Here is a 22,000-nt window from a genome sequence, read left to right on the forward strand (position 1 = left end):
ACTATTCGCTACTAATTATTGATTCTTTTACTGTTGGACGAACTTTTGATATCATGATGGCATTAAGCAAGAATAATCGCTAATACTTGATGATTGAAGTATTATCAAGCTTGATTAGTGCTTGAAACTATCCGGTTATTTTGTTAGAATGTAAAACATAATATGAATGCGATGAAGAGAAGAGTAGTCAACGCTTTTTCAGAGAGAAAACAGTCGGTGAAAGTTTTCATAGTTGATGAAGGTAGCTTGGAGCTTTAAAGTGTGAACTAATAGTAGTACTTTACGCAGAAGATACTGTGTTAACAACATGGAGAGACACTCGGATTTGTGTCTGAAATTAGGTGGTACCACGTTATTTAAACGTCCTTTGTTCAACAAGGGGCGCTTTTTTATTTTCAAATAACTAGCATCCAACTTAATCAGTAAATCGCAATGAATGAAAGAAAGGAAGTTTCTTATGAAAAAAGAAATGTCAACCAAATATAATCCGCAAGCGGTAGAAGCGGGAAAATATCAACAATGGGTTGAATCAGGTGTCTTTAAACCTTCTGAAGACCCGAATGCGGAACCCTATTCAATTGTCATCCCACCACCAAATGTCACTGGTAAATTACACTTAGGTCATGCTTGGGATGTAACGTTACAAGATATGATTATCCGACAAAAAAGAATGCAAGGCTATGATACTTTATGGTTACCAGGTATGGACCATGCTGGTATTGCGACTCAAGCTAAAGTAGAAGAAAAATTAGCTAAAGAGGGGATTAGTCGTCATGATTTAGGTCGTGAAAAGTTCATCCAACAAGTATGGGACTGGAAAGAAGAATATGCTCAAACTATCCGTCAACAATGGGGTAAAATGGGCGTTTCTGTTGATTACTCTCGTGAACGTTTTACTTTAGATGAAGGTCTTAATAAAGCTGTCAATCGTGTCTTTGTTGAGTTATACAAAAAAGGCTTAATTTATCGTGGTGAGTATATTATTAACTGGGACCCGAAAGCGATGACTGCTTTGTCAGATATTGAAGTCATTCATAAAGACATTGAAGGAGCATTTTATCATATTAATTATCCGGTTGTGGGTAGTGATGAAGTATTAGAAATTGCGACTACACGTCCAGAAACTATGCTCGGTGATACGGCAGTAGTTGTTCATCCTGAAGATGAGCGTTATCAACATCTAATAGGTAAGACCGTGATGTTACCATTAATGAATCGTGAAATACCAATTATCGCCGATGATTATGTCGATGTAGAATTTGGAACGGGAGCCATGAAAGTAACACCCGCTCATGATCCAAATGACTTTGAATTAGGCAATCGTCATAACTTGCAACGTTTAAACGTCATGAATTTAGATGGTTCGATGAATGATAAAGCGGGTCAATATGCTGGATTAGATCGTTTTGTTGCTCGAAAACAAATCGTTAAAGACCTTGAAGAATTAGGGTTAATGGTTAAAATTGTAAATCATCCACATAGTGTCGGGCATTCTGAACGTAGTGGAGCGGTTGTGGAACCAATATTATCGACGCAGTGGTTTGTTAAAATGAAGCCATTAGCTGAAAGAACCATTCAAAATCAATCTGAAGATGATGCAGTATCATTCTTCCCACCACGCTTTAATCAAACATTCTTAACTTGGATGGAAAATGTTCACGACTGGGTTATCTCACGTCAATTATGGTGGGGACATCAAATTCCTGCTTGGTATCATAAAGAAACTGGCGAAGTCTATGTAGGAGAGGTTGCTCCTGAAGATGAAGAGAATTGGGAACGTGATAAAGACGTCTTAGATACTTGGTTTTCTAGTGCTTTATGGCCATTTTCTACCATGGGGTGGCCAGAAGAAACAACTGATTTTGACCGTTACTTCCCAACTAGCACATTGGTAACCGGGTATGACATTATTTTTTTCTGGGTGAGTCGGATGATTTTCCAATCATTAGAGTTTACTGGTCGCAGACCATTTAATAATGTCTTATTACACGGTTTGATTCGTGATAGCGAAGGACGTAAAATGTCTAAATCACTTGGTAATGGGATTGATCCAATGGACGTCATTGATGAATTTGGGGTCGATGCTTTACGTTGGTTCTTAGCCAATGGTTCGGCTCCGGGACAAGATGTTCGTTATAGTGAAGAAAAATTAGCAGCTGCATGGAACTTTATTAATAAGATTTGGAATGCGAGTCGTTTTGCCTTGATGAATGTTGGCGAGATGACCATTGAAGATATTAACATTGGTGAAGATTTAACCTTGGCAGACCGTTGGATTATGGCACGTTTACAAAATGTGATTGAAGATGTGACGCGTCTTTTTGATAAATTTGAATTCGGAGAAGCAGGTCGAGTACTTTATCATTTTATTTGGGATGATTTTTGTGACTGGTATATTGAAATGACGAAAGAACAGTTACAAGATGATTCACGTGATAATACTACTACCAAATCGATTTTAGTCCATGTTTTAGATAATATTTTAAAATTATCTCACCCAATTATGCCATTTGTTACAGAGGAAATATGGCAACAAATCGTCCCAGCAGGTGAATCAATTGTGGTGGCTAAGTATCCAATAGTGGATGAAAACTATCGTGATGCTCAATCAGGAAAAGCAATGGAACAAGTTATGGAGATTATCCGCGCAGTGCGTATGATTCGCAATGAAATGAATACGCCATTATCTAAGAAAGTGGACCTATTCATCAAAGCGAATGATGAAGCGACAATGGATTTATTAACAGCCAATAAAGCTTATATTGAACGCTTCTGTAATCCTGAAGCATTAGAAATTGCCTTAGCTCCGAACGCACCAGAAGAAGTGGTGTCTCAAACATTACCATTTGCACAAATTTTAATGCCGCTAGCAGGCTTAATTAAAATCGAAGATGAAATCAAACGTTTAGAACAAGAAGTAGTGAAACTTGAAAAAGAAGTGGATCGCGTTGTTAAAAAATTAAGTAATCAAGGTTTCGTAGCCAAAGCCCCAGCAGCAGTAGTGGAAGCTGAACGTGCAAAACAAGTTGATTATGAACAACAATTAGCAGCAGTCCAAGAAAGAATCACGCATCTTCGCCAATTATAGACTAGGCATCATTCAATCAAGTTGCTAATCGATAATCAAAAGTACAATGGTTGAGTGCCCTCAAACCGCGTCTTAAAGTAGCTGAGAATAACTTGAATAAATCAGTCAAGTTATTGTGTTCTAATTATAAGCGCAGTGGTTGAGTGGCCTCAACCGAATCTTGAAGACTTGTTTGAGACCCTCTCCCAACTTTTATGGAGAAGAACAAACGAAGCGAAAATAATTTAGTTTTCAACTTCTGGTTCGCTCCTAAAACCGTTTGTTAAACTGTATCAATATTTTTAATAGTATGTTGTATTTTTATGGATACGACATACTATTTTTTTATGCCTTAATATAAGGGGTTTTTCACAAAGTTTGATTAAGTGTTAAATGGCACAAAAACCTTGATATTAAAGCGTTATACTGGTTATTATAGCAAAATATAAAATTATTTTATGCTATTTTGGAATTATTCTTATTTACGTTAAAACGCACAAACTTGTGAAATAATGTGTTCATTATACAAGGAGAATATTATGAAATAAATTGTCGTATTATTATTAGGATTAGTAAGTTTATTAACAGGTATGGTAAAAGTTCAAGCAGCAGTGAAGGTTACCGATAGTTTAGGAACTGAATTGGTCTTTGAGCAGACACCAGAAAGAGTAGTGGTGTTAGGATATTCAGAATACGATACTTTAAAAGCCTTAGGTCTAGAGGAATTAGTTGTTCGTGCTCCTAAAAAGAATGTCCCGGCATATTTAGGTGCATTACCCGAACAGATTACCGATATCGGTTCTTTAAAAGAGCCAAATTCGGAAACTATTGCCGAATTAGCACCGGATTTAATTATTGCAACGGGGAGAACAGCAGCTTTAGCAGAAGAGCTGAAACAAATTGCGCCTGTATTTGTCAATCGTATTGATAATGCTAACTATTGGGAATCCTTTAAATCAACAAACTTAAATTTAGCAACCATTTTTAATCAAACTGAAAAAGCTGAAGCGGTGATAAAGAGTCTTGAAGAAAAAGTAGAACAAGTTAAACAGACGGTTGCCGATCAAAATCAAACAACTTTAGTGTTAATGTTAAATGAAGGAAATCTCTCTGCCTTTTCAGCTAATTCTCGCTTTGCTTTAATTTACCAAGTATTAGGTTTTAAAGCTGTAGATGATAGTGTTGAAGATGGGACTCATGGGCAAGAAATGAGTTATGAAGGTGTTTTAAGCTTAAATCCTGAACGTATTTTTTACTTAGATCGTACGGCAACTATTGGCGGTGATAAAACTAAAAATGCTGACTTTCTTACAAATGAATTAATCGCGCAAACAACAGCTAGTCAACATGATGCGATTAATGCTTTAACGAGTGATTTATGGTATTTGGCTGGTGGAGGGTTAGGATCATTATCACTGCAAATAGATGAAATTGAAGCCTTAATTCAATAGTATTATTTAAACTGTTAGAAACGATTCTATATAGTGCTCAATATTTAAGAAAAATTAGTATTTTTTCTGATTGAAGGATAGGTTAGGAAGTGAAAATTTCGATTTTTGCTTCTAACCTATTTTTTGTGTTTTATTAAGTGGTTTCGGAATGATTTTTATTTTAAATTAAATTTGGTAGCTCAATTATAGCTAAAAGATTCTCGAAAGATTAATTTGATTGGTATTTATGAATGTTGAATTGGTAAAAAGAAGCAAAACTGTCATCATTTATAATCATTTGATTATTCGAAGTCTATTTGTCGACACTTTAAATCATTATTTAAGTAATATTCACCAAGATATGGCATAATATGATTAGGATTTGATTATATCAGCCAGTTATATAAAAGCAGCTTACATAAACGAAGGTTATTCTATTAATAATCGTTTATAATTGAAGGAGGATAGGAGGTATCTGTGCCAAAAATGATATCTTTCTAAAGAACAAAGTGTTAGCTACCTTTAATATTAAAGCAAAACGAAGAATGATTTTTAATAAAGCCTTATGGTGGCTTAACTTAATAAACCAGGTTAATCGCTTGATAAAATGGGTCAGTTCTTGATAAGGTGCATTTTTGATATTGGACTGTTCATTTGACAGTACCAAACATAACGGCGGATTCTTAAAACTAAATCAATAAGTCTAATTATAAGATAATTTGTCACTACTTTTGCCAATTGAGTCAGTGATATTCGTCATGACAAAAGAAGTAGTGACTAGGCAAATGTACTTTTGTAAATTGAGAAAAAATTTGCGGTATCATTGGTACGTTCTTTTGAGAAGCTATGCTGTGATTTAGTTAAGAAATAACGAGATAATCAACAATAATAGAATCAATAGATGGAGTGAAGTGAATGCAAGAAAGAAATAGACGTTTAGGAACGGCACCGATTGGACAATTGTTAGTACAATTTTCAATTCCAGCAATTATCGGGATGGTCGTGAATGCTTTGTATAATATTATCGATCGAATATTTATTGGTAATGCTCCTGACTTGGGAGCTAATGGGTTAGCAGGAATTACTATCGGTTTTCCTATTATGATTTTACAATTATCAATCGGCTTACTTTTTGGGGTTGGAGGGGCCACCTTATTTTCGATACGACTAGGTGAACGAAATGAAAAAGGAGCAACTCAAGCATTAAATACCGCTTTTGTATTGTTAATCACATCAGGAGCATTATTTATGATGATTGGTACGATGTTTTTAGAGCCATTATTAGTATTATTTGGTGCCAGTGAGACCGTTTTACCTTATTCAGCAGCCTATATGCGCGTTATTTATTTTGGATCTATTTTTCAAATTTTAGGATTAGGGATGAATAATTTTTTACGTGCTGATGGACAGCCTAAATTAGCAATGATGACGATGTTTTTTGGAGCAGGTACAAATATTATCTTAGACCCTATTTTTATTTTTGGTTTGAAGATGGGCATGGCTGGTGCTGCTTGGGCAACGATTATTTCTCAGTTTATTTCCATGAGTTGGACCTTATTTTATTTTATGAATCCTAAAAATACTCATCATATTCGTTTAAACCAATTGAAGTGGAATTGGCAAGATGTCTTGAATATTATGGCATTAGGAATGCCAAACTTTTTAACTAATATTGGGAGTTCGATTCTTAATTTAACCCTTAATAAAACATTATTGATATATGGAGGAGATATTGCTGTTTCCGGAATGGGTATCGTCAACAGTATCACGACTTTCTTGGTGATGCCAGTCATTGGTATTAATCAAGGGGTTCAACCAATTATTAGTTTTAACTTTGGTGCTAAACAATACTCGCGTATTATTAAGGCTGAAAAATTAGCCATGATGGCAGCGACAGTGATTACGACAGGCGGATGGATTTTGACGCGCTTATTCCCAGAGTTTATTATTGGTCTGTTTAATAAGAGTCCTGAATTAATGGCCTTTACTAAACCAGCCTTACACGCGTGGTTATTATGTTTGCCAGTAGTTGGTTTTCAAATATTGGGAGCCAATTTCTTCCAGGCGATTGGTAGTTCAAAAAAAGCGATGTTCTTAACATTGACCAGACAATTGATTTTCTTAATTCCTGCAATTATCATCTTTTCTCAATTATGGGGATTACAAGGGATTGTCTATGCTGCACCATTTGCAGATGCGCTCGCTTTTATCATAACAGGCTATACTTTTTATAATGGTATTCAATATTTAAAGCATCGACCAAATAGTAAATTTGAGGAGGTTCTATAATGGAAATAATAGCGATTAATGCATTAACCGATAATTATATATGGGTAATCAAAGAAGCTAATGGGGCGATTGTCGTTGATCCTGGAGAGGCTCAACCGGTACTTGATTTTTTAACAGATCATCAATTACCTTTAACTGCGGTACTCATTACTCATCATCACGACGACCATACAGGTGGGGTGAAAGAGTTGTTATCAAACTATCCTGACGCACCTGTCTATAGTCCTGTTGAAGTAGAGGAAATGACTTATATAGTAGCAGATGGTCAGCAGTTTGAAATCAATCAACATCAATTTAAAGTTAAAAAAACGGCTGGTCACACGGCAGAACATATTAGCTTTTTAATGGATGATCAACACCTATTTTGTGGAGATGCTTTATTTTCAGCAGGTTGTGGAAGAGTCTTCACTCAAGATTATCAAGCGCAATATGATGCGCTAAAATATTTTGAATCATTAGCTGACGAAGTTAAAGTCTATGCTGGTCATGAATATACCTTGACTAATTTAAAATTTGCTAATAGCATGGAACCGGATAATCTAGTGATACAATCGGCTTTACAATTGGTTGAGCAATTGCGGGCGGATAACCTTAAGACCTTACCTTCTACCATTGGTTTAGAGCGAGACATCAATTTATTGATGATGGCGCCTAATCTTGAAAGTTTTATCGAATTAAGAAAGGCGAGAGATAACTTTTAACGGCGATATTTTTTTAGCAAAAAGAGGTGATAAATATGGATTTAAAAATGTTCCAGGAAGTCGTTAAAGAGCCAGTGATACCGACGATTATTGAAATTGAAGGGCGATTATTTCCTAAAAATGCCATCCAAACCTTACCCCTTTATTATCTGGCATTTGAACAAGATAATCTTGAATTGTATCAAATGAACTCGTTCTTTCAAAAAAAGAATTCTGAGCCACTCCTTTGCTTGAGGTACGATCAAATCGATTCAGTTGAACTCGGTATCTCTCAAAAAATGGAAATTGTCTATTCTTCAGCTAGTGAAAATACGTATTTAACGGTTCAAATAGTGTTAAAAGATCAACAAAGCTTAATCTTTGAATGTGAAGATGTCAGTGTTGCAGCTCAACTTCCGCAGTTCATAGAGCAACAACATATCTCTTTAATAGACCCATTAAGCATAGTATTTTATTTTCAGCAAAATGAAAGTTATCATGAGACAGTAGGTAAATTACTTGATACACTCAATAAAAATAGGTAACAATTTTCAAAATTGCGTCTCATATATTTAAAATATTTCATCAACTCATTTATTTTAGTGAATCATTATTAAAACAGCTTTAGTTTGAAAATAATGATTCTTTTTTTATGCTTACGTAATGAAAAACATTTGAAAAAATAAAAAGTATGAAACAGATTGTAAACGCTATCAGAAATGTGGTATAATAAGTTATCATCAAATTTTGTAAGTGGTGAATATCATTATGTAAAAAACACGTAAAACATTATATTTTCATGAGAAAAAATGTAACTTTCGTTTACATGGTCATAATTTAATATTATAATAAAAATATAGTTTTATTTAAGGGGGATGATTTAAATCGACACTACAATAATTGATAACATGACCGATCATGTTTATTTTTTTAATACCGGCGTTCATCGAGACGCTTATAAATTTTTAGGTAGTAAAAAAACAGTGGTTAACGACCAAACAGGCTATTTATTTTCAGTCTGGGCACCTAATGCGTATAATGTTTTACTCACTGGTGATTTTAACCATTGGGATCGAACTCAAATGGAACGCCTAGAAGGCGGTGTTTGGAGTGTTTTCGTAGCGAATGCTACCGCAGGGCAATGTTACAAATATGGTATTGATCATGGAAATGGCTATATTGAATATAAGATGGATCCTTTTGGCTATCGCTTTGAAATTGCACCGAAAGATGCCACTATTATTGAAGATTTACCAGATTTTAATTGGACTGACGGTCAATGGATGTCTCGTCGGGAACGTGTGAATAAATTTGAACAACCCTTGAATATTTATGAAGTTCATGCAACGAGTTGGAAACAACATCCTGATGGTCGTTATTATACTTTAACTGAGTTAGCTGATAGTTTAATCCCTTATGTAAAAGAGATGGGATATACGCATATCGAATTAATGCCGATTATGGATCATCCACTGGAAGCTTCTTGGGGCTATCAAATTACCGGATATTATGGTCTTTCTGGACGGATGGGGCGTTTCAGTGAATTAAAATATTTGGTTAATTTAGCACATGAAAATGGGATTGGAGTATTTTTAGACTGGGTTCCGGGTCATTTCTGTCGCAATGCTTATGCCTTAGCTTATTTTGATGGGACGCCCACTTTTGAATACCAAGATGTTAATCGAGCAACCAATGTTGGCTGGGGGACTTTAAATTTTGATTTAGGCAAAACACAAGTTCATAGTTTTCTTATTTCGAATGTTATGTTTTGGCTAAAAGAATTTCATATTGATGGTATTAGAGTGGATGCCGTTTCGAATATGATATTTCTTGATTTTGACCAAGGTCCTTGGACACCTAATATTTATGGTGGCAATGAAAATCTTGAAGGTATTGCTTTTCTAAGAAAATTAAATGAAACCGTAAAAGAAGAATGTCCAGGGGTCTATATGATAGCTGAAGAAAGTTCTAATCGTGAACATATTACCGGATCATTGGAATTACCAGATAGTTTAGGTTTTGATTATAAGTGGAATATGGGGTGGATGAACGATACCTTGCGTTTCTTTGAATTACCACCACATGAACGGCCAAAAAATTTACAATTAATTACCTTTGTTTTTATGTATCAATATAAAGAACACTATATTTTGCCTTATTCACATGATGAAGTTGTCCATGGTAAACATTCCTTACTAGGTAAAATTCCCGGTAATCGTTATGAACAGTTCTCAACTTTAAGATTAATGCAAGGGTATATGGCAGCTCAACCTGGGAAAGTCTTAAACTTCATGGGGAATGAATTAGGACAATATCTCGAATGGCGCTATTATTCTGAATTAGAATGGATTGATTTAACGAGAGAATATAATAGTGAGTATCAGCAATTCGTTAAAGATGTGAATCATTTTATCGTTGAACATAAGGCAATGCATCAATTGGATCATGAAGAAGCCGGATTAAGAGTATTAGAAGCTGACACTTATGACGATGGGTATTTAACGCTCATCCGACAAGGAAAACAACCACGTGATTTTGTAATTGTTGCTTGTAATTTTGAAAATAAATGGCAACATAACACACCGATCGGGGTGCCTTATAAGGGACAATATCAAGTAGCATTAGATTCGGATGAAGCTAAATATGGCGGTCAAAGAACCGAGGAACATCCGATATATAAAACCAAAGAGGGACCACAAAATGATGAACCTTTCATGATTGAACTCGATTTACCACCGTTATCAGTCATTTATTTGCAACCGAAAAGAGTCTATGGCGTGAATAAATAAGGAAGGAGCAAGATTACAGAATATGTAAGGCGCCTTTACATAGTAATCAGTGATTTGAATGAAACAAGAAATGTTAGCGATGATCTTGGCTGGGGGCCAAGGAACTCGTTTAGGAGTACTTACTAAGCATATAGCCAAACCAGCTGTACCGTTTGGCGGTAAATATCGGATTATCGATTATGCAATGAGTAACTGTATTAATTCTGGCATTAAAAGAGTAGGGGTTGTCACTCAGTACCAACCACTTGAACTAAATGAGCATATTGGTAATGGAGCTGCTTGGGGCTTAACCGGACGTAACTCAGGTGCGACTATTTTACAACCTTATTCTTCTTCCGACGGTGAAAAATGGTTTAAAGGAACAGCCAATGCGATTTATCAAAATATCTCTTATATTGATTCGATTAATCCAGAGTATGTTTTAGTCCTTTCAGGCGACCATATTTATAAAATGGATTATTCTGAAATGTTAGAAAATCATAAGGCAAATAATGCGACTTTAACAGTCGGTGTGATACCAGTCCCTATTAAAGAAGCTTCACGTTTTGGAATTATGAATACGGACCATGCGAACCGTATTATTGAATTCGAAGAAAAACCAAAAGAACCGAAAAGTAATTTAGCATCGATGGGTATTTATATCTTTAATTGGAAAACATTGAGAAGATATTTAGTGGAAGACCAAGCTAAAGCCCGTGAAATGGAAGATTTTGGTAAAAATGTGATTCCAGCTTATCTAGATAATGGTGAAAATTGTTTTGCTTATCCATTTGAAGGGTATTGGAAAGATGTTGGAACAATTGAAAGTTTATGGGAAGCTAATATGGAAACCTTATCGCCAGATCACCCATTAAACTTATCAAAAGATGATTGGCGAGTTTATACGAATAATCCTGTGACGCCACCACAATTTATTACAGCGGATGCTAAATTAAATGATTCATTAGTTGTTGACGGTTGTTATGTTGCCGGAGATATCGAACATTCGATTCTTTCATTAAATGTTAAAGTTGGTAAAGGATCTAAAGTGACGGACTCCTTAGTGATGTCAGGTGTTACGATTGGTGAAAATTGTACGATTGAATATGCGATTATTGGTGAGAATGCGGTGATTGCGGATGGTGCTTCAGTGGTAGGTACTAAAGATAAAATTGCTGTTGTTGGGTATGAAGAAGTAATAGGAGGTCCGAAAAACGATGGTGAAGAATAAATTATGTGCGATTGTTAACTTAACAGAAAATGAAGATCAATTAAAACCGTTAACCCATCTTCGTCCGATTGCGGCTCTACCATTTGCTGGTCGTTACCGAGTAGTAGACTTCTCTTTATCAAGTATCGCCCATGCAGAAATTGATTCATGTGCCTTATTTATTTCAGAGTCTGGACGTGCGGTATATGACCATATTCGTTCAGGTGACTCTTGGAATCTTGATTCGCAAATTACCGGTGGAATTTTTACTTTTTCTCAACAAAATTGGAAATTACGTCATTTACGCGAGCATGGTGGGGATGATTTTTATGATAATCATCGCATCTTTATGAAACGTGCCCATGCAGAATATGTATTTGTTTCCGGTTCAAAAATGATTACCAATGTAGATATTCGAGCGGTTTACAAGCATCACATTGACAGTGAAGCCGATATTACAATGGTTTATAAACCCGTTATTTTAGATAAAGTTCGTGACTATACGGTTGATATGAATCTTAAATTAGATGAATATGGACAATTAGTAGACGTCGTACCACTAAAAGAAGCGAGTGTGGGCGAAAAAGTCAATGTGAACTTAAATATGTATATTTTAAGTGTTGATAAAATGAATGAAATTATTCAACGAGCAGAAGCGGAAGGCAATTATCAAGAAGTTGATAACTTAATTGAAAAATACTTATTGGATTATACAGTCAATGTATATGAATATACCGGTTATTCAGCTAATGTCGAAACGATGGATCGTTTCTATCAAGCGAATATGGATATGTTAGACCGTTCTAAATTCAATTCTTTATTCTATACAAGTCAACCAATATTAACCAAGACTAAAAATGGTGTACCAAGTTACTATGATAATGATTCAAAAGTAACGGAATCGATTATTGGTACAGGGGTTAGAATTGATGGTGAAGTGACGCGTTCAGTCATTAATCGTAAGGTATATGTTCATAAAGATGCTGTGGTGAAAGAAAGTGTGATTTTCCAAGGAACAACGATCGGGGAAGGTGCACAAGTGGAATATGCCATTGTTGATAAAGCATGTACGATTAAACCAGGTGCTAAAGTAATTGGGACGCCGGATAATATTAAAGTGATTGGCAAAAATACAGTAGTAGAAGCGTAGGTGTAGTTCATGACAATGAAAGTATTATTCGCTTCGGGAGAAGCAGCACCGTTTTTTAAAACGGGAGGATTAGGTGATGTTGCCTATGCTTTACCTAAAGAATTAGCTAAGCAAGGTGTCGATATTCGTGTTGTATTACCTAATTATGTGCAAATGCCACAAGAGTATAAAGATCAATTAGAAGAAATCCGTCATTTTAGATTCCAACTAGGAGAGAAAAATGTTTATTGTGGGATTAAATCACTGAAATTAGAAGGTGTAACCTATTATTTTATTGATAATTTAAGTTATTTTGATCGCCGTTCATTGTATGGTGAATGGGATGATGGGGAGCGTTTTGGCTACTTTTCAACTGCGATTATTGAAATGTTAGAAGTAATCGATTGGATACCCGATATTGTTCATTGTAATGATTGGCATACAGCGATGATCCCGGTCTTATTAGTGGACCGTTATCATTGGAAAAATCGTTTGCGTCATATTCGTAAAGTTTTCACCATTCATAATTTACGCTTTCAAGGAATTTTTGAACCAAGCATTTTACCGAATATTTTTGGAACAGGTTATAATACCTATACTCATGACGGTTTACAATGGAAAGATCGCGTAAACTTTATGAAAGGAGCGATTAATTTTTCCGATATTGTGACAACGGTAAGTCCCACTTATGCCAAAGAAATCATGACACCTGAATTTGGAGAACAATTAGAAGGCGCCTTGCTTTATAATCAGTGGAAAGTTCGGGGTGTCATTAATGGAATTGATTATGATATCAATAATCCTGAAACAGACCCATTGATTCCTTATCATTTTAATGTCGATGATTTATCAGGGAAAAAAGCGAATAAGCAAGCATTACAAGAAACTGTTGGTTTACCAGTACGCGACGATGTGCCGATTATTGGCATGGTTTCACGATTAACCGATCAAAAAGGATTCCAATTAATCGAAGAACGTTTAGATGAATTACTGAGTCAGGCTGAAGTACAAATCGTTTTATTAGGTACGGGTGAGGATCACTTTGAACATTCGTTTAGATATTTCGAACAAAAATATCCGGATAAAATGAAGAGTTTAATCAAATTTGACTTAAAAACAGCACAATTAATTTATGCTGGTAGTGATATGTTCTTAATGCCAAGTGCCTTTGAGCCATGTGGTCTGTCACAAATGATGTCGATGCGTTATGGTACTTTGCCAATTGTTCATGAAACAGGCGGATTAAAAGACACGGTACAGCCGTATAATCAATATACAGGCGAAGGCACTGGATTTAGCTTTAATGGCTTTAATAGTTGGAATTTATTAACAACGATTTATCGTGCATTAACCGTATATTATCAGCGACCCGATCATTGGGCTGGTTTAGTTCGTCAAGCGATGGAAAAAGATTTTAGTTGGCAACAACCAACTCAGCAGTATTTAGATATTTATCGTAGCTTATTGAACTAAGGATGATGAAACCGAAAAGGGCCAAATCATCACTCAACTTAGAACGCTTTGTTATTCTTGTGCGAAAGTAAAAGCTAAAGACATGATGTCAAGATAACCTAGTCGAGTAGTAACAGTTGTTGCTATTCGGCTTTTTTGGTATGAAAATCCTAGTGGTATTGAAGATGGATAAAGTCTACTTGAAGAGATAGAAGAGAAGTTTTGCCATGAAATCAGCTTTTTTGAAGATTATTTTGAGGCTGGGCATAAACTTGATAAATTTAGTTAAGATTATTGTTCGTTAATTAATAGCGCAGTGGTTGTTTATTGTATTCTAAAAAGGGGCCAAAAATCGAAAGAATTGCAGCCGAAAAAGGGACCACCTGCAGTCAATTATCCGCTATAATATTTAGATAGAATTTTTATAGTGGAGGTTGCTTGGAGTGTTAAGTATGACTCTTGAATTTGAAATTATCAGTTGTTATCGTCGAGGAGAAACTAAAAGAGGAATTAGTCGTAAACTGGAGGTAGATAGAAAAACAGTCAGAAAAATTTGTGATGCTTATGACGAGACGTTAGTTAAACTGGGCGAAGCTGAAGACGACCAAGCCCTTGAACGTGCCACAGAGGAATTAGTGTTAAAGAGAAAGTATGATAGCTCTAACCGAAAGAAAACAGCCTTTACTCCAGAAGTAGAGGCAAGAATGAAGGAGTTGCTTGAAGAAGAAAAAGAGAAAACAAAAAGATTAGGTTCACATAAACAAGCTCTAACTGCCGTAGCTGTTGCTGAAATACTCAATGAGGAAGGCTATGATATTAAGTATCGAACGGTCGCTCACTATTGGGGACAATTGAATAAAAAGGCTAAGGAGGCTTTTATACGCCAAGAGTATGAATTAGGATCCCGAGTTGAATTTGACTTTGGAGAAGTTAAGCTGGATATCAATGGAAAGGTGACAACACTTTACCTAGCGGTCTTTGCCAGCCCAGCTTCCGATTATTATTGGGCTTATTTATATACCCATCAGAAACAAGATGTTTTTCAAGACGCACATGTTCGCTTCTTTGAACAGGTAGGAGGTGTTTATTTAGAAGTTGTCTATGATAATATGCGTAACGTTGTTTCAAGATTTATTGGCAAAAGTGAAAAGGAGTTGAATGCTCGTCTGATTCAATTAGCTACTTATTATGGGTTTGATATCAACGTCACCAATTGTTTCAGCGGTAATGAGAAAGGAACAGTAGAAGGCAGGGTTAAAAAGGTGCGTCAAGCTTGTTTCACCAAAGTCTATCAGTTCGATAGTTTAGAAACAGCTTGTGACCATCTCCAATCCCAACTGATAAAACTAAATGAAAGTAGCCAAATAGAAGCCGAAAAGGAACTGCTCTTATCTTATCGCCCACCTTTTGAATTAGCAGATTTCCATGAACTAAAGGTAAATCGTTATTCCGCTATTCATTATGAACGCAATCAGTATTCAGTACCCGATTACCTAGTTGGAAAAACTGTCCAAGTGAAAGCCTATCATGACCGCTTAGTTATCTATTCTAATGATCAAGAGGTCGCTAGGCATCAAAAAATAGAGGGTTCTCAAGGCTTCTGTCTCGATATCTTCCACTATATCAAAACTTTGAAAAAGAAGCCGGGGGCATTAAAGCATTCACATGCATTGAAGTATAACCCTGATTTGAAAATCCTCTATGAGAAATATTATAGCGATAAACCAAGAGATTTCCTAGAACTACTTGAAAAATATCAAGTTTTAAATCCTGAGGTTCGCATTCAAACCATTGAAGCCAGCCTTCTTTCTTCACTAGAAGAGCCCTCAATGGAGTCGAGTCAAGATGCCATCATCCAGCAGACTCAGCAGACTCTTCATCAATTCAATGACCTTTTCGGTTTGGAGGAAGTTATATGATGAAGATTGTTGAAGCAGCTAATGAGCTAAAATTGGCCTTTCTTAAAGAGAATCACCAGCAATTAATAAAAGAGTATCAAGCCAGAGGATTGAACATTGAAGAGGCCATCGAAGAATGGCTGAATGAAGAAGTGATGCATCGACGGGACCGTAGTCATCAAAGGCGAATCAAAGCGGCTAAATTTAATCAGAAGAAGTATTTGGTGGACTTTGATGACACAGTCTTTCAGGAGCCTGTTAGAAAGGAACTACGGAACTTAAAGACGTTACAATTTATTGAAGAAAAGGAGAATGCCATTTTTATAGGAAATCCAGGAACGGGTAAGACCCATTACAGTATTGGATTAGGGATGGAAGCTTGTTTAAAGGGTTATAATGTCTTATTTGTCAACGCCCCTAATCTAGTCATCCAGATGAAAGAGGCCGTCACTCAGAGTCAATTTTATCGTTTTAAGCAGCGCTTAAAGAAGGTAGATTTATTGATTATCGACGAACTTGGCTATTTATCCTTCGATGAATCGGGGGCTGAACTTATCTTTAATTTATTATCGAATCAGATAGGAAAGGGATCGGTGATTATTACCACTAATTTAACATTTGATCGTTGGCAAGAATGCTTTAAAGATCCTACTTTAACAGGAGCGCTTGTCGACCGTCTCGCTTACAAAGCCCATGTGGTAGATATGCGAGGAGAAAGTTACAGAATGAAGCAAACAAGCCTATGGAAAAAGGGACTAGAGAAAGGAGAAGATTAGCTCCTATTACCACTGCAAGGTGGTCCCTTTTTCGTCAGCAAAGTGGTCCCTTTTTCATTTGACATATACAGTGGTTGAGTGGTCTCAACCTGCGTCTTTCGACTTGTTTGAGGCATACTCAACTGTGCGGGGGTAGGCCAACGAAGCGAAAATCATTCGATTTTCTACTTCTGGTCTACTCCCAACTGTGGGGGGTGGGCAGACGAAGCGAAAATTATTTAATTTTCTACTTCTTGCCCACTCCCTAGCCTTTGTAGATGGAGGTCGTAAGATTATTGTAGGATGACAAAGTGAAAATAGAAGATAACATTCAACTTCGATAGGATATTATAAATTGTACATGGATTATTAATACTTTTAAAAACTCGAAAAAGTGAGCAAAAAGTGAAATTTATACGCAGTTCTACTTCTTGCCCACTCAATTACTGAGTTTTTAATTATTAGTCAATGACTTGACTGCATGCCTAATCATAAAAAAAGCAGTAGATACAACTTTCCACTCGCGAAATTTTAATCGATGCTACCAAACAAATTATGATTATTTTGCTTAGCAACTAGAGGTTAAAAACATTGAGACTTAAACTAAAAATAAAAGTTACAATAAGATTTCCCAATTTGTTGCACGTAATTTTTGTACTAAAAGCTTAAATATTATAGTATGGGGTTTCTTTTCTTGCTTTAATATGATGTTTAGCATCATTGGCACGTTTAACCAAATCAGCAAAAATAGCTAAACTTTGTTCATTATTTTTGAGTGCATTCAATTCAGGATGCCATTGTAACCCTAAAATACTCTGATTGTTTTCAAATAATTCAATCGCTTCAACGACTTTGTCTTGACTCCAAGCCGATACGGTTAATCCGTCGGCGACATCTTTAATGACTTGGTGATGGAAAGAATTCACATAGTCGCCTGTTTGAAAGATTTTAGCAATATGTGATTTTTCTTTTACAGCAATAGAATGAGTTGGATGATGGGGCTTTGTTTTTTGCACATGTTGAATGGTAATGTCTTTGTTTTCAGATAAATCTTGATAAAGTGATCCGCCTAAAACAACGTTAATTAATTGTAAACCACGACAAATGCCTAAAATCGGTTTTTGTTGTTTCATTGCTTCTTTTAACAATAAGATTTCACTACGATCACGTTCTGGGGACGTAGGGCCAATGACCATACGCGGTTCTTCATTATATAATTTAGGTGATACGTCTTCACCACCGGTTAATAATAAGCCATCTACAATAGAAATCAACTCTTCAGCATTATCTGTGTCCATGATAGGTAAGATAATAGGTGAGCCACCTACTTTTTCGATAGCCTTGCTAAAACCTAAAGGCGAATAATTAACATTAAAAGGTTGTGCACTGGATAATAATGAAATATTTCCGGTGATACCGATTACTGGTTTCATGAAGTTCCTCCTTGTAATATATATTTAAATTTAAAATGTTAAAATTATTCTTTCATTATAACGTATTAAAGCTGTTACGCAACCTTTACAATATTTTAATGAAAAATTTGTGAAATAAAGACTTCTGAAATAGTTGTGGTTGAAAGAAACTGTTCATTTTATTTACTGAAGGAATAATCGATAAACTTGTATAAATAATCATTATTAATTACAATGAAACTACATTGATAAATTTGAGAGGGTGTAACAGATGAAATTAGTTGTATCAGAAGCTGCTCAGGCATGGTATGCAGAGGAAATGGGTTTAACAGCCACGACTGGTATTCGCTTTTTTGGTAAAGTCTATGGTAATTCACCAGTTCATGAAAATTTTTCATTAGGGATGGAAGTAGCTGAACCAAGCCGACCTTTAGTCATGACTGAAGTGAAGGGAACTAAATTTTTTATTGAAGAAAGTGATGAATGGTATTTTGACGGTTATGATTTTTATGTAGACTGTGATGAACAATTACAAGAACCTACATATCATTATGAGCCAACTGCCGGTTCGCATGCACCACATGCCGATGATACAGTCGATACGGCCACTGGACCTTCTAAAAAAGACCAAGCCTAAATAGATTGTCTCATAGTAGTGAGCCAATAGATATTAGAATAAATACCATGTGGAATAGAATTATTATTAAATAGAAGGTCACGTAGTAGTGAGCTAATAGATTTGTGTGTATTAGTTTAGAGATATCGTGACTTTTTAATATGAATTCAGAGGGACTACCTAGTATTCGTAAAAATAGGTATAATAATTAATAAAAAAGGAGGTTGCTATGAAAGTACAAGAGGCCATTAAACAGATCAAGAAGGGGAATTTTCAACCTAATTATTTATTATTGGGCTCTGAAAGTTATTTACAATCTACTTTTATGTCAAGTTTGACTGCGACACTCTCAGCAGCGGATGAGTTAGACGTGATGCATATTGATTTGAATGTTGATACTATACAAGCTGTATTAGACGAAGCGGAGTTATATTCTTTTTTTACAGAATACCGTTTGATTATAGTAGAAAATGTGACCTTCTTTAATGCCCAGCCTAATCAAAAATTAAGCGATTCTGAACAAAAACAATTAATCGCTTATCTTGATAATCCTAATCCCAATTCGATTGTGGTTTGGCGAGTAAGTGCTGATGAGTTAGATAAACGTAAAAAGATTACTAAAGCATTTAGTGCCAAGTCTACAATTGTTGATGTTGCTACCATTAAAGAACAGGATGTCAAACACTATTTAAAATCATATATTCAAGAAAATAACTTAAAGATTACTCCCGATGCTTTAAACGAATTATTGAATCGCGTTCAATCTAATTTAAGTACTGCCATGTTGGAAATTGTTAAATTAAAAAGTTATGCCATCAGTGGGAAAGAAGTAACTATCGACGTGGTTCAACAACTAGTACCACGCGTCTTAGAATCGGATGTATTTGAACTAACCAATGCTTTATTAAGCCGAAAAGCAGCAAAGGCTAAGCAAATTTATGATGATTTAATATTGATGAAACATGAACCGATTGCGATTTTGGCTTTGTTAATCTCGCAATTTCGCTTAATGCTTCAAGTAAAGTTATTGTCAAGTACCGGACAATTAGAACAAAATATTGCAAGCCAACTAGGGGTTCATCCGTATCGTGTGAAATTAGCAAATCAATTAGCAGTAAAATATTCCTTAAAAGATATCCAAAGGTTTTATCAACAATTAATTGAAACGGATTATCAAATGAAGACGGGCATTGGTGATAAAGAGATGTATTTTTATTTATTAATGACTCAATTTATGCAAATGAAATAAAAATATATTAAAATAACCGTTAATTTCATATTAAAACTTGCATTTAAATTAAAAAAAGATTAGAATTTATTTATAAATTTAATTGAGGTGATTTGATGAACAAAATTAAAATAGGTATTATTGGATATGGCAATCTGGGACGTGGGGTAGAATTGGCTATCGCACAACAACCCGATATGGAATTAGTAGCGATTTTTACCCGTCGTGATCCCCAAACAATTGTGCCACAAGATCCAGTAGTTAAAGTTCATCAAATAAATGAGGCACAACACTTTCAAGATAAGATTGATGTCATGATTTTATGTGGGGGGTCTGCAACGGATTTGCCTGAACAAACGCCGGAATTTACTCAATGGTTTAATACCGTCGATAGCTTTGATAATCATGCGGAAATTGCCCAACATTTAGCAAAGGTTAATCAAGTGGCTACAAACGCTGAAAAAGTAAGTGTTATTTCAACGGGCTGGGATCCGGGTTTATTTTCATTAAATCGGGTACTCTTTTCATCGATATTAAGCAATCCACATTTTGATACATTTTGGGGCAAGGGGGTATCGCAAGGTCATTCGGATGCGATTCGTAGAATCGAAGGTGTTCAAGATGCCAAACAATATACGATACCTGTCACAAGTGCCATTGAACACGTACGTTCTGGTCAATCTCAGCCCCTTACAGCACGTCAAAAACATCGTCGAGAGTGTTATGTAGTATTAAAAGAAGGGGCGGATGAGCATCTTGTTAGAGAAGCCATCATCACGATGCCAAATTATTTTGAACCTTATGAGACGACCGTTCACTTTGTAACTCAAAGGGAATTAGATGAGAAACACTCTGGATTACCTCATGGTGGTTTTGTGGTAGCCAGTGGTCAAACAGGTGTCGATAATCAACAAGTGATGGAGTTTAAATTAGATTTGGATTCTAACCCTGAATTTACAGCTAGTGTCTTAACTGCTTATGCAAGAGCGGCTTATCGATTAGCTAATGAGGGGCAATTTGGTGCTAAAACCGTTCTGGACATTCCAATCGCGTTATTATCGTTTGCCAGTCGTGAGGAATTAATTCAATCATTGTTATAATATGAAAAAAAGATTTCTGTGCTTATAGTATTAATCAAGTGAATTTGATAGAATAGCACAGAAATCTATGTGTTTATAAATGATTACCAAACTTTATTAGTTAATCCTAGTGATTGGACAATAATAGAAGCCGATTCTTCGATACTACGTTCCGCAGTATTTACGACTAAACACCCTAATTTTTGATAGAGCTCGCTTGAAAACTTTAATTCTTCATTGACTCGTTCCATTGAGGCATATTTAGTACCTGATGGTAAACCATATTCTTTCATACGATTTTCACGATGTAAATTGACGACGGTATTTGAAGTTGTTAATCCAACTATTTTATTGGGATCAATTTCAAATAAAACTTTAGGAATAGTGTTTTCAGGGATTAGCGGAAGATTGGCGACTTTATAGCCCATGTTGCCGAGATACATACTTAAAGGGGTTTTACTTGTTCTTGAAATGCCCAGTAAGACAATGTCGGCCTCAATTAAACCATTAGGGTCTTTTCCATCATCATAACGCATACAAAACTCCATCGCGCTCACACGTTCAAAATATTCTTCAGATAAATCGTGTTGGGCACCGACTACTTTACTGGGTTCTTTGGATGTCCGCTTAGTAATCTCATTAAGAACAGGTTTCATTATATTGAAGTATGTTAATTGATGTTGTTCGCAATAATTCTCAATGTATTCAGCTAACTCGTTATTAACCAAGGTCAATAAGAGAATACCGTTACGCTTTGTCGCTTCTTTTAATATTTCATCTGCAGATTCTTTGTTTGAAATAAACATAAATTTATGCAATACTGTAGTAACAGTAGGAAATTGGGCAATGGCTGCTTTGGCTAATTTACTAGCAGTCTCACCAATCGAATCGGAGATAATATAAAAATCTATTTTGTTATTTGGGTTTTGTGTTTCCATTAGGAACCTCCTGAATGATTATTATTTTAACTATACCATAAATGTGAGG

At 35.6% G+C, this 22,000-nt stretch carries 16 protein-coding genes and 1 other annotated feature; of the genes, 14 read left to right on the forward strand and 2 right to left on the reverse strand.

Going from position 1 to position 22,000, the window contains the following annotated elements; translation table 11 throughout:
• The first annotated feature begins 162 nt into the window (after nucleotides 1-162).
• Nucleotides 163-371, forward strand: a binding site (T-box leader).
• Nucleotides 372-457: 86 nt separating this feature from the next.
• From CYJ72_RS10850 to istB, 11 genes are all read left to right on the forward strand, one after another.
• The gene (locus CYJ72_RS10850; RefSeq protein WP_284629830.1) at nucleotides 458-3,088 is read left to right on the forward strand and encodes a valine--tRNA ligase; all 2,631 of its coding nucleotides are present in this window, start codon (nucleotides 458-460) and stop codon (nucleotides 3,086-3,088) included.
• A 569-nt stretch (nucleotides 3,089-3,657) separates the two neighbouring features.
• The gene (locus tag CYJ72_RS10855) at nucleotides 3,658-4,518 is read left to right on the forward strand and encodes a siderophore ABC transporter substrate-binding protein (RefSeq protein WP_284629831.1); all 861 of its coding nucleotides are present in this window, start codon (nucleotides 3,658-3,660) and stop codon (nucleotides 4,516-4,518) included.
• Between the two features lie 894 nt (nucleotides 4,519-5,412).
• Nucleotides 5,413-6,786, forward strand: coding sequence for an MATE family efflux transporter (locus tag CYJ72_RS10860; RefSeq protein WP_284629832.1), 1,374 nt, complete (start codon nucleotides 5,413-5,415; stop codon nucleotides 6,784-6,786).
• Nucleotides 6,786-7,487, forward strand: a complete 702-nt coding sequence (gloB, locus tag CYJ72_RS10865) for a hydroxyacylglutathione hydrolase (protein ID WP_284629833.1) — start codon at nucleotides 6,786-6,788, stop codon at nucleotides 7,485-7,487. Before CYJ72_RS10860 ends, gloB begins: the two co-directional genes overlap by 1 nt.
• A 35-nt stretch (nucleotides 7,488-7,522) precedes the next feature.
• Entirely contained in the window at nucleotides 7,523-8,011 is a 489-nt protein-coding gene (locus CYJ72_RS10870; RefSeq protein WP_066126345.1) for a hypothetical protein, read from the forward strand.
• Between the two features lie 363 nt (nucleotides 8,012-8,374).
• Entirely contained in the window at nucleotides 8,375-10,255 is a 1,881-nt protein-coding gene (gene glgB / locus CYJ72_RS10875) for a 1,4-alpha-glucan branching protein GlgB (protein ID WP_284629834.1), read from the forward strand.
• A gap of 58 nt (nucleotides 10,256-10,313) precedes the next feature.
• On the forward strand, nucleotides 10,314-11,465 hold the full coding sequence (locus tag CYJ72_RS10880; RefSeq protein ID WP_066126348.1) for a glucose-1-phosphate adenylyltransferase: 1,152 nt from the start codon (nucleotides 10,314-10,316) through the stop codon (nucleotides 11,463-11,465).
• Nucleotides 11,452-12,594 carry a glucose-1-phosphate adenylyltransferase subunit GlgD gene (gene glgD / locus CYJ72_RS10885; protein WP_284629835.1) on the forward strand — a complete coding sequence of 381 codons (1,143 nt, stop codon included), beginning with the start codon at nucleotides 11,452-11,454 and terminating at the stop codon, nucleotides 12,592-12,594. The genes CYJ72_RS10880 and glgD overlap by 14 nt, the downstream gene beginning before the upstream one ends.
• 15 nt (nucleotides 12,595-12,609) lie before the next feature.
• Complete coding sequence (gene glgA, locus CYJ72_RS10890; protein ID WP_284630904.1) at nucleotides 12,610-14,046, forward strand: glycogen synthase GlgA; 1,437 nt, start codon at nucleotides 12,610-12,612, stop codon at nucleotides 14,044-14,046.
• A 431-nt stretch (nucleotides 14,047-14,477) separates the two neighbouring features.
• Entirely contained in the window at nucleotides 14,478-15,944 is a 1,467-nt protein-coding gene (gene istA / locus CYJ72_RS10895; RefSeq protein ID WP_284629836.1) for an IS21 family transposase, read from the forward strand.
• Nucleotides 15,941-16,699, forward strand: a complete 759-nt coding sequence (gene istB / locus CYJ72_RS10900) for an IS21-like element helper ATPase IstB (RefSeq protein WP_071408384.1) — start codon at nucleotides 15,941-15,943, stop codon at nucleotides 16,697-16,699. The genes istA and istB overlap by 4 nt, the downstream gene beginning before the upstream one ends.
• Before the next feature lie 644 nt (nucleotides 16,700-17,343).
• On the opposite strand, the gene CYJ72_RS10905 is transcribed toward istB, so the two are convergent.
• Nucleotides 17,344-18,111 (reverse strand): gamma-glutamyl-gamma-aminobutyrate hydrolase family protein, encoded by a 768-nt coding sequence (locus CYJ72_RS10905; protein ID WP_066126853.1) that lies wholly within the window; start codon nucleotides 18,109-18,111, stop codon nucleotides 17,344-17,346.
• A gap of 250 nt (nucleotides 18,112-18,361) precedes the next feature.
• Here CYJ72_RS10905 and CYJ72_RS10910 point away from each other — a divergent pair, with 250 nt between their 5' ends.
• From CYJ72_RS10910 to CYJ72_RS10920, 3 genes are all read left to right on the forward strand, one after another.
• The gene (locus CYJ72_RS10910) at nucleotides 18,362-18,727 is read left to right on the forward strand and encodes a HesB/YadR/YfhF family protein (RefSeq protein WP_066126851.1); all 366 of its coding nucleotides are present in this window, start codon (nucleotides 18,362-18,364) and stop codon (nucleotides 18,725-18,727) included.
• Between the two features lie 208 nt (nucleotides 18,728-18,935).
• Complete coding sequence (gene holA / locus CYJ72_RS10915; RefSeq protein ID WP_066126849.1) at nucleotides 18,936-19,955, forward strand: DNA polymerase III subunit delta; 1,020 nt, start codon at nucleotides 18,936-18,938, stop codon at nucleotides 19,953-19,955.
• Nucleotides 19,956-20,050: 95 nt separating this feature from the next.
• On the forward strand, nucleotides 20,051-21,034 hold the full coding sequence (locus CYJ72_RS10920) for a diaminopimelate dehydrogenase (protein ID WP_284629837.1): 984 nt from the start codon (nucleotides 20,051-20,053) through the stop codon (nucleotides 21,032-21,034).
• Nucleotides 21,035-21,117: 83 nt separating this feature from the next.
• Here CYJ72_RS10920 and CYJ72_RS10925 read toward each other — a convergent pair whose 3' ends face one another.
• Nucleotides 21,118-21,951 carry a pyruvate, water dikinase regulatory protein gene (locus CYJ72_RS10925; RefSeq protein ID WP_066126846.1) on the reverse strand — a complete coding sequence of 278 codons (834 nt, stop codon included), beginning with the start codon at nucleotides 21,949-21,951 and terminating at the stop codon, nucleotides 21,118-21,120.
• Between the last annotated feature and the right edge of the window lie 49 nt (nucleotides 21,952-22,000).

Source organism: Globicatella sanguinis (assembly GCF_002847845.2).
Taxonomy (GTDB): domain Bacteria; phylum Bacillota; class Bacilli; order Lactobacillales; family Aerococcaceae; genus Globicatella; species Globicatella sanguinis.

What these genes read in the sequence shown, in the direction of transcription:
- CYJ72_RS10850 (WP_284629830.1), top strand. Translation starts at nt 458, where the DNA reads ATGAAAAAAGAAATGTCAACCAAATATAATCCGCAAGCGGTAGAAGCG.
- CYJ72_RS10855 (WP_284629831.1), top strand. Translation starts at nt 3,658, where the DNA reads ATGGTAAAAGTTCAAGCAGCAGTGAAGGTTACCGATAGTTTAGGAACT.
- CYJ72_RS10860 (WP_284629832.1), top strand. Translation starts at nt 5,413, where the DNA reads ATGCAAGAAAGAAATAGACGTTTAGGAACGGCACCGATTGGACAATTG.
- gloB (WP_284629833.1), top strand. Translation starts at nt 6,786, where the DNA reads ATGGAAATAATAGCGATTAATGCATTAACCGATAATTATATATGGGTA.
- CYJ72_RS10870 (WP_066126345.1), top strand. Translation starts at nt 7,523, where the DNA reads ATGGATTTAAAAATGTTCCAGGAAGTCGTTAAAGAGCCAGTGATACCG.
- glgB (WP_284629834.1), top strand. Translation starts at nt 8,375, where the DNA reads ATGACCGATCATGTTTATTTTTTTAATACCGGCGTTCATCGAGACGCT.
- CYJ72_RS10880 (WP_066126348.1), top strand. Translation starts at nt 10,314, where the DNA reads ATGAAACAAGAAATGTTAGCGATGATCTTGGCTGGGGGCCAAGGAACT.
- glgD (WP_284629835.1), top strand. Translation starts at nt 11,452, where the DNA reads ATGGTGAAGAATAAATTATGTGCGATTGTTAACTTAACAGAAAATGAA.
- glgA (WP_284630904.1), top strand. Translation starts at nt 12,610, where the DNA reads ATGAAAGTATTATTCGCTTCGGGAGAAGCAGCACCGTTTTTTAAAACG.
- istA (WP_284629836.1), top strand. Translation starts at nt 14,478, where the DNA reads ATGACTCTTGAATTTGAAATTATCAGTTGTTATCGTCGAGGAGAAACT.
- istB (WP_071408384.1), top strand. Translation starts at nt 15,941, where the DNA reads ATGATGAAGATTGTTGAAGCAGCTAATGAGCTAAAATTGGCCTTTCTT.
- CYJ72_RS10905 (WP_066126853.1), bottom strand. Translation starts at nt 18,111, where the DNA reads ATGAAACCAGTAATCGGTATCACCGGAAATATTTCATTATTATCCAGT.
- CYJ72_RS10910 (WP_066126851.1), top strand. Translation starts at nt 18,362, where the DNA reads ATGAAATTAGTTGTATCAGAAGCTGCTCAGGCATGGTATGCAGAGGAA.
- holA (WP_066126849.1), top strand. Translation starts at nt 18,936, where the DNA reads ATGAAAGTACAAGAGGCCATTAAACAGATCAAGAAGGGGAATTTTCAA.
- CYJ72_RS10920 (WP_284629837.1), top strand. Translation starts at nt 20,051, where the DNA reads ATGAACAAAATTAAAATAGGTATTATTGGATATGGCAATCTGGGACGT.
- CYJ72_RS10925 (WP_066126846.1), bottom strand. Translation starts at nt 21,951, where the DNA reads ATGGAAACACAAAACCCAAATAACAAAATAGATTTTTATATTATCTCC.